The organism is Okeanomitos corallinicola TIOX110 (assembly GCF_038050375.1).
Taxonomy (GTDB): Bacteria; Cyanobacteriota; Cyanobacteriia; order Cyanobacteriales; family Nostocaceae; genus Okeanomitos; species Okeanomitos corallinicola.
In genome coordinates, this window is record NZ_CP150886.1 from 4,105,575 (window position 1) to 4,119,993 (window position 14,419).

The window sequence follows — 14,419 nt, forward strand, 5'->3', positions numbered from 1 at the left end:
ATATCCAATTTATGAATATTGTATTTATGCAGCTTGATTAAATGTTGGTTGTGGAAGATTTTCACCTGTCGTTTGATAAGCTATTACTAATGATTCTAAAGCCTCAATTCCATTATTAACTGCTTCTTGATAAGAGTCTCCATGTGTCCGCCAAGTTTGTCCAGGAAAATCGGGACATCCTACCAAAAAACAGTTATCTTCTTCTGACCATTGAATTATCATTTGATATTTAAGGTTCATCATTTTCTGTTTTATGTTCTATTTCTTGAATAGCTTGTTTGACTTCTTTTTCTTGATACTTTTTAGCATCAGCACTATCTTTACCAGAAATAGTGATTTTTCCATTATATAATGGATGTATCCAGTTTGTGTGACTTCCTTTACCGGGAATTTCTATAAAACCAGCTTGTTTAAGCATTTGTTTTAGTTCTCGGATTTTCTTAGGCATTTATTTAATATTTGTCAGAATCAGGATTTACAGGATTTGATTGGATGTTTAGATTTGGGTATTTGGTGATTATTTAATTTTAGCATATTTTTTATATATTGTATCTATAAATTAGACTAAATAATATTTGTAAAATTATTGTTTTTAACATAAATTAATTTTCCGCATATAAGGTCAGTATATAATTTTCAGCTTTTTATAAAATCCTGTACATCCTGATTCTGATAATCAATTTATGATGATAAATCATTTATTTGACGACGTAAATCATCAAGAGGTGATTCAGGTTCTTTGATTTCTGGTATTTCTTCAACCTCCGGTTCATCGGGACAAAATTCTAGAGTAACTTTAATTCTACATTTTCCCTTTTGCCAATTTTTACCAGGTTTTAAAACTTCGGAATTAACACCTTTGTCTATCCAATATTCATTCTTATAAGCTGGAAGCTCACCACCACCTTGGTGATTTAATCTATTATTGAGTTCCCGCAAACCATTAGATAGTATTTGATCTTTCATAGCTGAAGATAGCTTACTTAATTTAAAAGTAGCGTTATGAAAATCAATCACAACATCACCTTCTTCAATATCCAAAATCTCAAACTTCTCATCCATCTCTTTTCTTCCTTAGCGTCTTTGCGTCTTTGCGTGAGAAACCTATTATTAGGTGAACACAGAAAAACCGCATTCACCCAAAAAATTATACTATACCTCCTCACCCCCAATTACAGGAAGTAAATGTTCATATAACTGCATAGCTTGCAAACAACTATTAATTCCCAAAACCGCAGAATTATACACCTGAATTTTCTCCTCAACCTGATTCAACAAACGTTGATTATTAGCAATCTTTTCCTCAGCTTCCTGTTGCAAAGTTTCCTGTAAATAATCACGCGCTTGGGGATAAAGCTGTAAAATCTCATCAGCTTGCTTTTCCCCCATAGGTAACAACTGAGTTTTAATAGTTTGATTTAAAGTTTGTCGGAAAGATTGACGAATAGTAAAAGAAACCTTGGGTTCAAAATCCAACTTTAACAATTGTCTAATTGCAGGTTCAGCTTCCACCACACTTTCTGCATCGTAACTTTGAGATGTTTGTTGTAAAGTTTGCCGAAATTGATAAATTGAAAAAGTACCTTCATCATAAAATCTCGGACTTTCGCGTACAAACCTATCACATTCCACCCTTGCAGAACTAACAATAGCTTGAGAAGTCGCTGTTTCTATTGCTTTTACCTCTAATTCAATTCCCCCATCATTACCTAACAAGCGATACAATTGACGGTAATATTCTGATTTTCTAATCTTTTCCATTAATTGTTGGAACAAATTAGCAATCACGTGTTGACAACTATCAATTAAAATGTCTTCCAACTGATTAGAAAGATAATAAAAAGCTTCCACCAAAATAGCTAACAAAGGTGCAGTTGCATTTCTAGGATGACTCAAAGTTGCACGACGATAAGCATCAGCTACAGAAAAAGTATCTAACAATTCATCCAAACGACGAATCATTTTTGATTGTAATTGTCGGAAATCATCTTCAAATTCTGGACAATGATTATTAATGATTTTATTCACCTCATCATTAATATGTTGACTAAAATCTCTACCAACTTGCTGGAGTTGCTGATTTAATTTTTGCAACTCATATTCTTTCATGCTTTCGATTTCTCGCGGTTGACTATCTAAGTCAATTTGTATAGTTTGATAGTGTTTTTTGATTTTGATACAAATGTCTTCTAAATCATCTGCGAGGTTTTTAAATAACTGCGGACGTTTTTCTTCTGTCAGATATTTGGTAATTCCGTTTCTAAATTCTTCAATTCCACTATCTTGAATCAGTTGTTTAATTAATGGTGTTCCCTGTTCTCTTAAAATTCTCACATAGTTTGTATTAGGAGTTTCAAAACCATTAAGAGAAATGCGAAATTGACTATGAGCAAGTTTTCCAGAACTCACACAATAATTATTGAAAGCGTAAACAAATTGCGGTGTGTCTTCTTTCCCATCTAACCCTTTGACACTTTCTGCAAAAATCGAATCTAAACCAAATCTATCTAATTCGCTGGTTTGTTTTAAAAGACCTCCATAAAAACCTAATAAACCACTGGTTTTATAAACCCTTTGACTATCCCGAAATTGTCCAGTAATTAAATTATCTAATCTTTGTCTGAGTTGGTTATTGTACCAAGTTTCATCAATGCGGTTGAAAATGTAAAATACTCTATCTCTAATACCTGCATTTTCCCGCATTGTTTCCAACAATTCTGTTTCTTCCTTGGTCATATCTCCCGATGATGCAGGTTTGAGAACACAGACTACTGCGGAGGTATCTGGATGTTGAATTTTTGCATAAGTTACTTGTGCATCTTTTTCTACTGGTGCATCAATTCCTGGGGTGTCAATAATAATATTTCCATCTTCTAATAGGGGATGATGACAATAATATTCAATCCGTTTTAAAACCGCACTATTACTACCTCGTCTTGCATATCCCGCAGCTTCTTTCAAATTAGAAAAATTGAATTGTTCCATTGAATATATCGCATTATTCAAGGTATTAATTCTATCTCTATTTGCGACATATCCTTCTAATAATAAAATTAATGCTTTTGCTTGTTTTGCACGTTCTGATTTACTTTCTCCTCCTTCTTGTTGCAAAATTGCTTGACAACCTTGATGCAGTAAATCAATTACGTCTTGTTTGTTGATATTTTCAACACCTGTAAATCCCAATTGTTGAGATAATAAAACCGCTTGTTCTCTAATTTCAGCTTCACTTAAAAAGGTTAAAACTACCCTTTCTTCATTTGCTGGTGCATATTCAATTTTGCATTCTGTACCTGTTGCGTGGCCTTCTGCACTGTATAGTAATTCTCTCTCTAGCAGTGCATTAATTAACATTGATTTCCCAGCACTAAAAGCACCTGCAAAAACAATTTCAAACCGGGGAGAAATTGCTTTATCTAAAGATATCTGTACAGGTGTAATATCTTGCGAACGTAAAGCAGGTTCTTGGTGTAGTAGTTGGAGAATTGTTTCTACTTGTGTTTGCAATTCCTGACACTGGGGGGCTAAATTTGACATGGTAAGTAGTAAGAAGTATTTACGAATATTGCAATATTATATATTGCACTTATTTGTAATAGTACCGTAAATATTCTTAGTTAATTTGATTTAACGAACCACTACAGACACAGAGGACACAGAGGAATAAAGAAGTCGAGTATCTGATATTTTTTTAGGTTAAGTTATTTATTAGTTACTCAAAGCACCACGAGTCACACCTAATTGATTTTGTAATTTTTGATTTTGCAACTTTAATGTTTTCCAAAGTTCAAGACCTGTGATTTTTCCTCGCAGCAATTGTTGATAATAATTAATGGTTGTTTCTACTTGTGCTGGTGTTTCGTTGAGAAATTCAATTCTCATATTTTGTAAACCCAAATCAATTAATTTTTGCACATATTCTGCACCAGTTTGAGCAGTACCATTGTATAGTGTATTTCTACATCCTGTGTCTGCTTTGAGGATGTGTTCAGTACCCACTCTATCTCTAATTTTTACTTCGTGTTTTTCACAAGGACGTCCGCAGTTTGTGTAGTCTGTTCCTTCAGAAAGGAAAGCACAAAAAACACAATGTTCCATGTGAAACATGGGGATATGTTGATGTATTGTTACTTCCAAAAATTGCGGTTTATAACTACTAATTAAATCTACCAATTGGTTAATATTCAAATCGTAGGATGCTGTCACTCTTTCTAAATTAAATTCCTTGATAAAATAATCTGCGGTGATAGAGTTAGCAACATTTAAGGAAAAATCACCAATACATTGTGCATCAGCAAAATATGCTAACTGGTCGTAATTTCTAATTAAATAACCATCTGCATCAGCATTTTTAACTTGTTGTAAAATCCAATTTTCTCCGGGTTTAGTAATACGAGGTGGTGCAACAAAAATACTGGCAGATGAATTTAATTCTCTAGATATTTTTACAGCTTCTTTGTAATTTCGTGGGTCTTCAAATTCACAGTAGATAGTTTTAACATCAGCACTGAGTGCAACTTTTAATTGTTCGATATTTCTAACTAAAACAATCAGGGAAGGTGCATCAGAAATTGGAGAAGATTCAATATTTATTAAATCTTGCCATTTTGCACTATGATTCAATTGCCAAAGTTTAGGTTTACTTCTTAACTCCTCCAACTTAGTCACAACTTCCCGACGTATTTTATTTAATTCTTTTACAGGTAACATCACATTACCAATGATGTGATTTTGCAAAGTTTGTAAATAAAATCCTGTATTCCCTAACCTTCCCAATTGTTCCCTTAACTTTTCCTCTGTCAGAGGTTTGGTATGTGCTTCTACTAAGAAAATTTCTGATTCAATCTTAACAAGATTACCAATTTCATCATCAGCAATAACTATTAATTTATCTCCCACTTCCCCATAAACTTCTATATTAATAGGTCTAGTAAATTGGGGATATTCACCATCATAACTTTGACGAACTTGTTTATCTAATTCTGGGTCACTGGTTTTCCAAACTTTGTTACCTTTACGGATTTTGCGGAAGTTTAAATTATCTCTACCAAAAGTTAAAATTACCTCTTTTCCTGTTTCTACAACTGTATATATTCTTCCCCCTTCTTCCTTTTCTTCTGGGTGTCCACTATCAAAAACCACACCATCACCAGGTTTTACAGGTGCAGCAATTTTTATAGTGATTTGTTCATTTTGAATCTGGGTAACTTCTCCTAAATAAACACCGCGTTTTTTACCGAAGTTTGCATGAACTAATGCTTGATTATTTATTCCCTCAAACCATCCTGTATACAGTCCGCGAGAAAAGGCCATTTCTAAATTATATTTATCCTGTGCTTTGATTTTTTCAACATGATTAAATTTAGCTATTTCGTCTAATGCTTTTCTATAAACCTGCGTAACATTAGCAACATATTCTGGTGCTTTTAATCTTCCTTCAATTTTTAAAGAAGTAACTCCTGATTTTACTAATTCTGGTAATACTTCTAAACCTGATAAATCTTGGGGACTCAATAAATATTTGCGATTACCTAAATAGACATTTTCACCATCTGCAATTAAATCATAAGGCATTCTGCAAGCTTGAGCGCATTCTCCCCTATTTGCAGAACGTCCTCCTAATGCTTCGCTGGTTAAACATTGTCCAGAATATGCTACACACAATGCACCATGAACAAATATTTCCAAAGGTAAAATAATGTTTTTTTCTAATATTTGTTTTTGGATTTTATTAATTTCTTTAATTGAACATTCCCGCGCTAAAACTACTAATTGACATCCTAAAGATTGAGCAAATTCTACCCCCGCAGCGCTAGTAATAGTCATTTGAGTTGATGCGTGAATGGGGAAGTCTGGGGAAAGATGACGAATTAAACGACAAATACCCACATCTTGGACGATAATAGCATCTACACCAGCCGCAATGATATTTTTGAGGTAACGCTCCGCTTCTGTTAGTTCTGAGGGGAAAATTAAGGTGTTTAAGGTGACATATCCTTTGACTCCCCGCAGATGTAAAAACTCCATTAATTCGGGTAAGTCTGCAATGGTGAAGTTATCCGCTCTCATTCTGGCATTAAACTTTTCTAAACCAAAATAAATTGCATCTGCACCATTTTCTACTGCTGCTTCTGCACATTCCCAGTTACCCGCAGGTGCTAAGAGTTCGGGGAGTTTGGTTTTTGTCGTGGTTGTCATTTTGATAGGTTTGATTTTATGTGAGTTTATTGATTGTATCGAAATTTCTGGGTTGCTTGGGGTAAAATAACAGAGCTATAAAATTTGATGAATATTTTCAACTACTTGTTCAATATTTTTAATCTGTGTTAATTATACTATTTTTATGTGAATGATAATAAAGATGTTTTTTATATTCCTTATCTCATTTTTTATATACTATCAAAATTGTTGATACTTTTGGATTTTGAGGATTACTCAAATTTAATCTATAGGTAGTTCTCAAAAAATCATCTTTTTTCCCTCCTTTAACTGTGACTATGTAATGATTCATTTGAGAATTATCTTGCTCAACTTTTTCAATTAATTTATTTTGTAGAATTTCCGCCTTTTTCAGTCTTTTGGGTAAATTTTTTCCAGCAATTCCTAAACAAAATACCCCTGTATTGTCTGGAAATTTATATACTTGAAAATAGTATCGTTGATTATTGGATTTCAATTGATGTGTTGACCAAATACGACCTCTATTTTGGGGGGTGAGTTTTTTAAAAGTTTTGGGTGTTCTCTCACTGAAACCACAATTTCTGTCCATGATTGGTTCACCTGATATCACAGGTTTTGAGAAGGTGACTACAAATGTAGAACATAAGATTAGTGTTGCTAAGTTCGCAGCGGTAAATTTTGACAGTTTCAACATCATAAATTCCTGTAAATAATATCGTATTGTCAATTAAGACTGTATTTGATATCTCAAAGTTTCATATTTCTGTATAAGATTATTTTATTTTTATATTATTCCTCAAATGCAGATTTCCGACTTCTCAATTAGTTTTTTTAGGTAAATCCTTAAATTAAGAAGTCGGGTATCTGTTTAATTTTAGCTAGAACAACGGACAAAAGGTAATAAATCCTGTAAAATCACCTCATGATAATGTTCCTGGGGATAGTGTCCCACATTATTTAATTTAATCAATTCCCCATCAGATACAGATTTAACAAAACCTTCTGCACCATCTACCGATAACCAAGGGTCTATCATTCCCCATTGCACTAAAATCGGTTTTTTCCATGTTTGAAAACCTGTTTCTATTTCTGTCATTGCTGTTTCTAATTGCATATTTCTAATGGTTGTCAGCAAAGCACGACCAGATGCAGAAGTTTTTAAAAATGGTTTTCTGTAAACATCTAAATCTTGATCTTCAATCCGGAAACGACTACCACCTTCTAAGGTTCTATCTACTAATAATGGGTCTTGAGTTATCATGTCACCCGCAAAAGGCCAACCCATTTGTTTGAGTTTAAAAGGTAGTTTTGCAGATGTGGAAATAGGTGCATTTAAAATGGCAATATTTGCTATTTTATCAGGATTTCTCAAAGCATATTGTAAACCAACTGAACCTAAAAATCCTTGGACAACTAAAGAAAATTTCTCTAATTCTATCGCTTGGATGAATTCATCTAAAGCTTTGATAAATGCGTCGGGAGTATAAGCAAAATCCTGTTTTTCCGGTTTACCAGAAAATCCATAACCAATCCAATCTGGGGCGATCGCTCTTGTTCCTTGTGCTGCTAAACTTGGTAAAATATTCCGAAAGCTATAACTTTGGGAAACTATCCCATGTAACAACACCACCGGTAATAAATCACTTCTACCAATAGATTCAGCTTCCCGATAAAACCACTCTAAACCATTTACTGTTATTTTATGTTCTTGGATTGTCACTATATCTTCCTATCCTGAAAATGTCATATTGAATTCTTATTTATCATCCTATCAAGTGGTCAGGTAATTTTGATAAAAAAATCCCATTTATAGAGAATAAGCTATTGACTTCTATCTCCATAAATGATATCATTGATTTCGATAAGGAAGAACTATCACAAAATAAATAAGATGACGGGTTTGTAAATCTTATCCAACCCAATCAAAATATTTCCGCCATAATCTAATATCAGTTTTGACGACAAAAACCAGGGTTTAAAACCGGGCTTTGAGGCTGAACATTTTCTACTTTAGCTACTAAGTGAACATTACCATTAGCATCAACTATCCATCCTTGTGCTTCTACAATTTCCCTAGACGAGTTATCATTATTAACGCCAGATTGATCATTTTCAATGTTATGTTGATGATGCTGATTAGGTAATATCTCAACTAAATCAACCAGAATATTTGTACCTGTAAATAAATCATGAGGAGTAGATGGTAAACCACCTCTACCAGTGATAGTAAACTTATTATCTTGATTAGTTAATTGACCGTTTTTACGACATCCTTGGGCAATTTGATTAGAAATATCTAATAAACTTGAAGGTAAAGATAAAATTCCCTGTGCGGGATCAACATCCAAAGTATTAATATTAACTTCACCATTGACACCAAATCTAGAACTAGCCGTAATATCACTCTTTGATGTATTTTCTAGACGAAATTCTGTCCCAAAAATGCTTTGAGTTGTAATATCAATTATCCCCCCATTACCTCTATCAGCATTGGCATTAATATCACTATCTTCAAAAGGAAAAACAACTACAAAACCATCTCTAGCGTCAATACTAATATTACCACCTTGAGCGGCATTAAAAGCTTGGGCAGAAATATTACTATTATTTCTCATTAACAATAAATCTTGTAAAAACAAATTAATAATCGCGTTTTCTCCTGTTTCTCCTACTCCGGTTTCTGCTGATAATTTCCCCTGATTTAAAAACAAATTATCGGCTGTAATTTCCAAAAATCCAGCTTCTCCCTGCGGACTACTAACGGTAGTAAGAGATTGATTAATAGTAAATTGCCCAGTTGTTATAGCTATAAAACCTGCATCACCACTACCTATAGCTTCCGATGCTATCCGACTACCACTGGATAAATTAATAAAATCATTAGCACTAATAATTACATCTCCTGCTTCTCCATCAATAGTAGAAGCTGAAATAAAACTATCATTACTTAACTGCAAAGATGTTAATTTTTCGAGTTGAATATTTCCCCCAATACCAGATGATGTTTCCCCATTAATTTGGGCTTGATTATTAAGAGTTAAAGTATTAGCAGTGATAGATAAATTACCACCTGCATTATTTTCACTTCTCACTTTTATTCCGGCTTGATTATTAATAGTAAATTCTCCAGTAGTTATATTTATATTACCTGCATTACCACTACCTGTAGCTTCCGATGCCAGAATACTACCATTTTCTAAATTAATAGAATCACTTGTAATATCTAAATCTCCAGCTTGGCCATTAATAGTAGCAGTAGAAATAAAACTGTTATTTAGAGTTAAAGATGTTAAATCTTCTAATTGAATATGTCCACCAATTCCAGAAAATGTATTACCTTCTATTCTGGCATTTTCATTCATGCTAATTGTAGCAGCTGAAATATGTAAATCTCCGGCAATATTATCTTTACTATTAACATTAATGTTTGCACCATTATTCATGGTAAGTTTGTTAGTAGTAATGTTTAAGAATCCTGCTTCACCTTGATCAATAGCTCCAGAAGAAATTGTAGCACCAGTATCAAGATTAATAAACTCACTAGCATTAATAGTGATATCTCCTGCTTCACCGTTAATTGTGGCTGCTGAAATTCCACTATTATTACTGATTTGCAAAGATTTTAACTCTAGTAATTGAATATGACCACTAATACCAGATAGGGTATTAGCTTTTATGATTGCATTCTGATCAAGAGTGACTGTATCAGCAACAATTGTTAAATTACCTGCATTTTTATCTCTACTATTAATATTAATATCTGCATCTGTCATGGTAAATTGTCCTGTTTTAATCTCTATAAAACCTGCTAAACCATTAGCAATAGCTTCAGATACTAGACGACTACCACTTTCTAAATTCACAAAATAACTGGCATCAATAATGATATATCCAGCCTCACCAGTAGATGTAAAAGCCGAAATTTCACTGTTATTACTCATTTGTAAAGATTTTAAATCTAGTAATAGAATATTCCCACCAATTCCAGATATGCTATTTGCTTCTATTTTTGATTTTTGATTGAGATTAACAGTATTAGCTTGCAAAAGCACAAAGCCAGCATCACCTGGACTACTAACGTTAATTTCTGAAGCACCTATCATGGTAAATTGTCCTGTTTGAATCTCTACAAAACCTGCGAAACCATTACCCAGAGATTCAGATACTATGCGACTACCATTTTCTAAATTCACAAAATCACTAGCATTTATAGTTATATCCCCTGCTGTACCATCAATTGTGTTGGCAGAAATTTGACTATTATTTAAATGTAAAGATGTCAATCCCAGTAACTCAATTTCACCACCATTTGTTCCTGCATTTGCTACTATTTTTGCTTCTTGATTAAGAGTAACATTGTTAGCGGTAAGACGCAAAAAACCAGCATCATCTGGACTATTAATACTAATTTCTGAATTACCTATCATGGTAAATTCATTGGTTTTAATATCTACAAAACCTGCATCACCACTACCATTAGCTTCTGATGCTATGCGACTATTTTGGTCAAGTTTAATAAAATTACTAGCATCAATAATTATATCTCCTGCTAATCCGTCTACTGTGTTAGCAGAAATTTCACTATTGTTTATTTCTAAATATGTTAAATTTTTAATCTCAATATCGCCGCTAGTTCCTATTATTGTATTGGTTGTAATTTGAGATTGGTGATCAAGAGTTAATGTGTCAGCAGCAATGATGATAGTACCTTGTTGATTAACACCAATTAATGATTGATTTTCCAGTTTAAATTTATTGGTATTAATGGTAATATTACCAGGGATTTCACCAAAAATACTGTCCATTTTTAAACTTGAATTATTCAAGGTAGTAGCATCACTAACATTAATATTAATTTCTCCACCTTCAATGGTAGCTTTAGTGTTAATATTGGTATTAGTTAAGTTTAATTGTGCTGTATCAATATCAATATCGCCGCCAACAGCAGTGATATTACTATCTTGAATTTGTACATTACTATTTGCCGCAAACTTAATATCATTACCTGCGTTAATTGTTCCTTGTAAAAATAGGTTTTCTGTAATTAAATTCAAGTCTTGTCCGACTGAAATATTACCCAAGTTCCTGATTTCTGCACCTGCTTGACTTGAACCATATTGCAAACCCGGTGTAATACTAACGGTTAATAATGGCGGTGCTTGGGGATTAGTTGCACTAAATTCACTACCATCAAAAAACTTTAAACTTGCAGATGTAGTTGCTGTAAATGAACCGCCAATATTTAAGATTGCATTGTTACCAAAAATAATTCCATTGGGGTTAATTAAAAACAGGTTAGCAGTGCCATTAGTACGCAGTAAACCATCAATATTAGAGATAGAATTACCTGTAACTCTTGTAATAATATTTTCTATGCCCAAACTATTGTTAAATACGGCTTGTCCGTTGGTAGGTACAGAAAATTGTTGGAAACTATGATAAAGGTTAACACCGCGAGTTGTACCACCGTTAATTTCACAGTTTGTACAACCATTTTGGACTTGAGAATTATTAGGGAGGGTATTATCTGGAATTATTTGAGCGGTAGTTTGTTCGGCAAGAATAGGAGAAATAATTAATGCCAACAGGTAGAGATACAAACGTAAATTCATGTTGATATAAATGACTAATAACCAATGAATAATTAATAATTAAAGCCAATTTCCTAACAATACAAATGGGGCCCAATAGTAAGGATTACTAAATTCTGGTTTTTGCAGTAATTTTAACTGTGCTAAACGTATGGCTTCGGCTTTGGTAACTTTTGATTGGGCTAATTGACGGTAAAATTCCACCATAAATTCCGCCGCAGATTTATCATCAACTGACCATAATGTGGCTAGGGTGCTACGTGCGCCAGAACGAACTGCTACCCCTGCAATTCCTAGTGGGGCGCGTCTGTCTCCTTGGGCGGTTTGACAGGCACTTAAAACTAATAGTTCAATGGGGTTATTGTTATTTTTTTCTCTGGTTTGGAGTATTTCCCCTAATTCTTTCACATTAATTCGATTATCCCAGGTGAGAATAAATGTTTCTTCCGCATTGGAACTAAATTGTCCGTGGGTGGCTAAATGAACTACTGGAAAGGGAATTTCCCGGATGATCTTTTGAATATCCGCGGTGGTAAATGTTTCATTAAATAATACTTGATTGGGAATTTCTGAGGTGATTCCTTTAACTTCTACCGCTACTCCTGGTAAGGGTGAAAATCCTTGTCTAGCTTCGCTAATACCACCAACTAAAATGTTTAAAGGTTTTTGTTGTAAGGGTTGGGGTGAAAGTAATTGTAAACCTGGTGTTTGGGCTAAACTATATTTTTCTACTAAATATTTTTCACCGTCATAAAGTGCAGCCATCGGTAAATTTTTCATTACCCCATCAAGGACAAATACTAAGGTTTTGATGTTGTTAGCTGCTAAATCTGCTTCTGTGGGTTTGATGAGAATATTATATAGTTTTTGGGCAATTTCTAAACGTTGTCTATTTCCTAAATTTGGTCTGATGGATGATCGCATCTCTCGCAATATTTTTTCTAGTTCTGGTTGAGGAATATTTGTTGTATAGTGTTTTAGAGGTTGATTTGTGAGGGAGATAATTACTTCTAAACGATCTCTCAAAATAATCGGATAAATTAGTGCAGCTTGGGGATCTACTTGATCAACTTTAGCGATTTCACCACTCAAACAATCTTCTTGGAAGTAGTTATCTAATTCTGCTATTTTCAAAGATTCAATTAAGTCACGGGCTTTTTCTATGTTTCCCTGATTAATGTCTTTGCCTGTTTTAGTTTGTTTATTTTCTAATAACAAACTTACTAATTCCCGATAAATTGGTTCGATACTCTCCTGAAAGGAAAATTGCAGATTACTATTACTAGCAACTAAATCTTTTCGCAGATAACCTAATGTTTTGACCGTTTGATCATAAGCTATAATGGCTTTCTCCGAATTACCAGTTTCTTGATAAATTCTGCCTAATTGCCATTGCCAAAGATAGCTAATTTCCCCAGCATTATTACTTTGTGATAAAACTAATGCTTGTTCTGTGAGTTTTTGGGCTTCATGCCATTGTTTATTGTCTTCATAAAGTTTACCCAAATATCCCAAAGCGTAAGATTCCGATTTTTGATCATCTATCTTTTTAGCTGCTTGAATTGCTATAGATAATATTTTTGCGGCCGTTTGTTTTTCCCCTAATTTTTGTAATCCTTGGGCAAGTTTTAATTGTGCATATATACTGGTACGACTGATTGGTAATTTATCTATTTGGGGCTGAATTTGGTCAATTAAAACCTTAGCTGCTTGCCATTCTTCAGTATTTATAAAAATCTGTAATTGGTTGAGTTGAACTTTTAATTTTAAATCAGGTGAATCAGTAGTATTAATTACCTGTTGATAATATTTTTGTGCCTCTTGATTTTTGCGTTGCGAGAAAGCTGTATTACCTAAACTTAATAATGCTAGGTTTACATCAGATTGGGAATTTAATTTTTTAGCAATTTCTAAACTCTGTTTTAATACCTCTTGGGATTTGTCTAAGTTGCCCACAACTCGTAATGTGTCACCCAAATTAACTAAATTAGCAGCTTTTAACACCGAATCTGGCTGTGTTTGTAAATTCTCATTGATCTGTTCTAAAATCTTCCTAGCACGGGGATATAATCCCAATACCCTTAATGCTTGAGTTTGATTTAATAAACTGCGATTAACTCCCGTTGTGTCCCCTATTTTTTGATAAATATCTGTGGCTTTTTCCCAGCTATTCAAAGCATTTTCAGCTTTCCCTTGAGATAGTTGCAGACTTCCTTGAATGTTTAAAATTTGTGCTACATTTAGCGAACTTTGACTCTGACTAAGTAAATTTACACTTTTAGATATAGTCTGATTAGCTAAATCCAATTTACCTAACTGTTGATATGCTAAAGCTAAATTTCCTAATACAACGGCTTGATTAAGTTTATCCCCTGTTTGATTAAATATATCCGCTGCTTGTTGCCACAGGGTGATCGCCTCTGTAAACTGTTCTCTTTGATACCTTTGCTTTCCATCTGTTACTAAAGAACCAACAGAATTGGACTCAATATTAACCGCAGCTATGACAGGTTGTTGCATCAATGGGAAAGTGTATTCCATTTGCGACAAAATTAATATCAAACTTAATAACCCTAAACAAAAATGTTTAATATATTTAACATATTTCAGTTTGATAATGGTTTTTACTAATTTAATAATCATCTTTT

The 14,419-nt window shown here is 33.5% G+C and carries 9 protein-coding genes; all 9 read right to left on the bottom strand.

Annotation, left to right across the window (positions count from 1 at the left end; translation table 11 throughout):
- Positions 1 to 24: 24 nt before the first annotated feature.
- Positions 25 to 243, bottom strand: a complete 219-nt coding sequence (locus WJM97_RS17950) for a type II toxin-antitoxin system HicB family antitoxin (RefSeq protein WP_353930146.1) — start codon at positions 241 to 243, stop codon at positions 25 to 27.
- Positions 230 to 448, bottom strand: a complete 219-nt coding sequence (locus tag WJM97_RS17955) for a type II toxin-antitoxin system HicA family toxin (protein ID WP_353930147.1) — start codon at positions 446 to 448, stop codon at positions 230 to 232. The genes WJM97_RS17950 and WJM97_RS17955 overlap by 14 nt, the downstream gene beginning before the upstream one ends.
- Before the next feature lie 233 nt (positions 449 to 681).
- A complete protein-coding gene (locus WJM97_RS17960) occupies positions 682 to 1,062 on the bottom strand; it encodes a KGK domain-containing protein (RefSeq protein WP_353930148.1) in 381 nt (126 codons plus the stop codon).
- Between the two features lie 90 nt (positions 1,063 to 1,152).
- Entirely contained in the window at positions 1,153 to 3,537 is a 2,385-nt protein-coding gene (locus WJM97_RS17965; RefSeq protein ID WP_353930149.1) for a dynamin-like GTPase family protein, read from the bottom strand.
- Between the two features lie 171 nt (positions 3,538 to 3,708).
- Positions 3,709 to 6,198, bottom strand: coding sequence for a DUF3656 domain-containing protein (locus tag WJM97_RS17970; protein WP_353930150.1), 2,490 nt, complete (start codon positions 6,196 to 6,198; stop codon positions 3,709 to 3,711).
- A gap of 184 nt (positions 6,199 to 6,382) precedes the next feature.
- Complete coding sequence (locus WJM97_RS17975) at positions 6,383 to 6,769, bottom strand: hypothetical protein (protein ID WP_353930151.1); 387 nt, start codon at positions 6,767 to 6,769, stop codon at positions 6,383 to 6,385.
- Between the two features lie 285 nt (positions 6,770 to 7,054).
- The gene (locus tag WJM97_RS17980; RefSeq protein WP_353930152.1) at positions 7,055 to 7,900 is read right to left on the bottom strand and encodes an alpha/beta fold hydrolase; all 846 of its coding nucleotides are present in this window, start codon (positions 7,898 to 7,900) and stop codon (positions 7,055 to 7,057) included.
- Between the two features lie 229 nt (positions 7,901 to 8,129).
- Positions 8,130 to 11,792, bottom strand: coding sequence for a filamentous hemagglutinin N-terminal domain-containing protein (locus WJM97_RS17985; protein ID WP_353930153.1), 3,663 nt, complete (start codon positions 11,790 to 11,792; stop codon positions 8,130 to 8,132).
- A gap of 39 nt (positions 11,793 to 11,831) precedes the next feature.
- Positions 11,832 to 14,414, bottom strand: coding sequence for a CHAT domain-containing protein (locus tag WJM97_RS17990; RefSeq protein WP_353930154.1), 2,583 nt, complete (start codon positions 14,412 to 14,414; stop codon positions 11,832 to 11,834).
- Positions 14,415 to 14,419 lie beyond the last annotated feature (5 nt).

Coding starts and splice junctions, on each gene's coding strand:
- WJM97_RS17960 (WP_353930148.1), bottom strand. CDS start 1,062: ATGGATGAGAAGTTTGAGATTTTGGATATTGAAGAAGGTGATGTTGTG.
- WJM97_RS17990 (WP_353930154.1), bottom strand. CDS start 14,414: ATGATTATTAAATTAGTAAAAACCATTATCAAACTGAAATATGTTAAA.
- WJM97_RS17965 (WP_353930149.1), bottom strand. CDS start 3,537: ATGTCAAATTTAGCCCCCCAGTGTCAGGAATTGCAAACACAAGTAGAA.
- WJM97_RS17985 (WP_353930153.1), bottom strand. CDS start 11,792: ATGAATTTACGTTTGTATCTCTACCTGTTGGCATTAATTATTTCTCCT.
- WJM97_RS17970 (WP_353930150.1), bottom strand. CDS start 6,198: ATGACAACCACGACAAAAACCAAACTCCCCGAACTCTTAGCACCTGCG.
- WJM97_RS17955 (WP_353930147.1), bottom strand. CDS start 448: ATGCCTAAGAAAATCCGAGAACTAAAACAAATGCTTAAACAAGCTGGT.
- WJM97_RS17950 (WP_353930146.1), bottom strand. CDS start 243: ATGATGAACCTTAAATATCAAATGATAATTCAATGGTCAGAAGAAGAT.
- WJM97_RS17975 (WP_353930151.1), bottom strand. CDS start 6,769: ATGGACAGAAATTGTGGTTTCAGTGAGAGAACACCCAAAACTTTTAAA.